At 56.4% G+C, this 2,857-nt stretch carries 1 protein-coding gene; it reads right to left on the bottom strand.

All coding sequences use genetic code 11. The features are described 5' to 3' along the window. Positions 1-136 precede the first annotated feature (136 nt). Positions 137-2,767, bottom strand: coding sequence for a phosphoenolpyruvate carboxylase (locus ACR0M2_RS20630; protein WP_480706885.1), 2,631 nt, complete (start codon positions 2,765-2,767; stop codon positions 137-139). Positions 2,768-2,857: the final 90 nt, after the last annotated feature.

Raw genomic sequence — 2,857 nt, 5'->3', positions numbered from 1 at the left:
CTCGATCTCATCGCGCTGGCGGCCCAACTCAGATGTGATCGAGCCAAAAAGCTCAGGGTCACGGTCGGATAGGGATTGGGTGAAAAAACCGTCTAGACGATGCGGGACATTCACGGGGCATATCTCCTGAAATTGGTTAGCCGGTCCAGCCAAGGCCAGCGGAAATAGCGTTCATGGATTGCAGTAGCGGCACAGGGACTGATCCTGCTTGCGATTTGGTTCTGGCTTGTTGCAGCAGTTCGACTTGCAATGCGTGTATGCGAGCCAGCTCCGCCCGTTTGCGATCAAATCGTTCGCACAGCCGGGGAAAACGGTGACCTATTGTCTGACCGCCAGTCAGAAACTGCACAGCGCTGCAAGCGTTATCGAATTCTGTTTTGATCGCCTGAGAGATGCTTTGGCGAATATTCTTATCGCGCACCAGTTCGCCGTATTGCGTGGCGATGCCCATATCAGCCTGATAGAGCGATTTCTCCATCTCATCGACAGCGAGGCGGAACAGGCGAGATTTCAGAAACATTTCTTGCAAAACTTCGTCACCGCGCGAACCTCGGAACTTGCGAAAGCTGGCCATGGCTGCACCAAACCCGTACCAACCGGTAATCAGGTGGCGGTTCTGCGACCACGCAAAAACCCATGGAATAGCCCGCAGATCATCGAGACTAGCTGCGCCGAACCGACGGGTCGGGCGGGAGCCTATTTTTAGGCGAGCAAGTTCCTCGACGGGGCTGGCCTGCTGGAAGTAGTCCAGAAAACCCGGCATCTGCAGAAGCGATACATAGGCTGTTTGCGACAGTTCCGAAAGGGCATCCAGCGCATCGTCAAATTCGGGCCGGGACGGGGTTTCGCTGGGGTTAGTCGTATGTCGAAGCGTGCTTGAGAGCAGTAATTCCAGATGCGCTGCAGCTGTGCCGCGGTTAGCATACTTGGTCGAAACAACCTCTCCCTGTTCCGTAACACGCAAACGTCCGGCAATGGTTCCGCTGGGTTGTGCGGCGATGGCGCGCCCGGTAGGTGCTCCGCCCCGGCTGACAGAGCCGCCGCGCCCATGAAAAAATGTAGCCTTGAAACCTTGCGAGGCCAGTGCCGTGACAATCCTGCGTTGCGCACGTTCCAATTCCCAGGTTGAACAGAAAAAGCCGCCATCCTTGCCACTATCTGAGTAACCCAGCATCACCTCGATCACGTTACCTTCGGTTTTAAGGCTGCGGCGGGAAAGCGGAACATCAAGAACGTCCAGCAATATCGCTGGGGCATTGCGCAGGTCGGCAATCGTCTCGAACAGTGGGACCACTGATAAATCCAGAGTTTCGGACCCGAATCCTGCGTAACGGGCCAGAAGATAGACACCGAGAATGTCGTCGGCGGAACGGGTCATTGACAGGATGAATGGTCCGATAGCCTTGGGGTCTGGTCCCGATCGAACGCTATAGACAAGTGTCAGGAGGGCGAGGAGCTCTTGGGCCTGATCACTCAGCGCTTCCCGATTTTGATAGGGCAAGTTCTGATCGGCCAATTCGGCCCGCAAACGGGCAGACCATTCGGGCGTACCATATTCCAATGCCTGCCCGGATTGTGACCAAATTTCGGCCAGAACATCGGTTGTGACGGTGGAATTCTGGCGTATGTCCAGCGTTGCGGTACGGAACCCAAAAACCGCTGCGGCCCGGCTCAGTGGGCGGATATGTCTTCGCGCCAGATTTTCGGCTTTGACCGCGCATAAAGCGGCATCAAGCGCGTTTAGATCGTTCACGAATTGCGAAATGTGGTTATAGCCGTCTTTTATCAGCCGAAGGCGTAAGGCATCCAGAGCCTTCCGGAACGGTTCGTTCTGATTGCGGCCAGTGTCCGGAGCCCGGTCGACAATTTCTTGTACACGTGTCCTGTGTGGTTCGGGCAGCGGCAATATGAGCGCACTGATACTCAGCTTGCTTGCGGCTTGTTTAAGGGCTTGACCGTAGAGGTCCAGAACCGTTTCGCGCCCACGTTGCAAGGCCAGCGCGGTCATCTCTGTCGTGACATTCGGATTGCCGTCCCGGTCGCCTCCGATCCAGCTGTGAAAGCGAATACTGGGCGTTTTGCTCAAGGTCTTTCCCAGCATGTGCAGGCAGGCTTGATCGAACCGATCCATGACTTGCGGGACAGCGTCAAAGATTGCGTCCCTGAAGAATTGCAAACCCCACTCGATCTCATCGTGTAGGCTTGGCCGCGTCAGGCGAAGTTCACCGGTCAGCCACAGGAGGTCAATTTCACCTTCCAGGTTTTTCAGCAATTCGGCGCGCTCAGTTGGGGTCCATCGTTGCGTTTCAAGACTGACAAGGTTGCGATAAATCCGCCGGTGGATTTCCAGTACGGTGACCCGTTTGGCCTCGGTTGGATGCGCGGTTAGGGTGGGTCCGGCACACAGATTAGCGGTCAGTTTTTCCATTGGACTGACTGCCAGGGACAGGTCAGACAACACCTCGGCAAACCCGCCTTCGACCGCTTCGGGCCCGCTATTGGTCTCGGTCAGCCGACGATCTCTGACTTCGGCGTTTTCATCGATGATACGCAACAGTTGGAACCAGATAGACAGGGCCTGCAAATAGGGCGTCGCCTCGGGCCCGGTGGGGATGGATTGCAGCGGTGAGGCCCCGGCCCATGTCGCTACATGCGGCGCCCGTTTTATCAAAATGTTCCGCCACAACGCCCGCAGTTCCGAGCGCAACCCATCAGCATAGCTTGAACGGTTCAGGGGTGACTGAATATTTTGGGCCAGCGCTTGCATCAGATCACCCGGTCACGTGGTTCACGGCCTTGGAAAAAGTCACTCAGATTATCGAGAACGCGGAAGCCCATCGCTTCGCGGGCCTCGCGC

It is taken from the genome of Ruegeria sp. BE10 (assembly GCF_056538905.1).
Note: the sequence above shows the minus strand (reverse complement) of the source record. Positions and strands in the feature narration are given on the sequence as shown.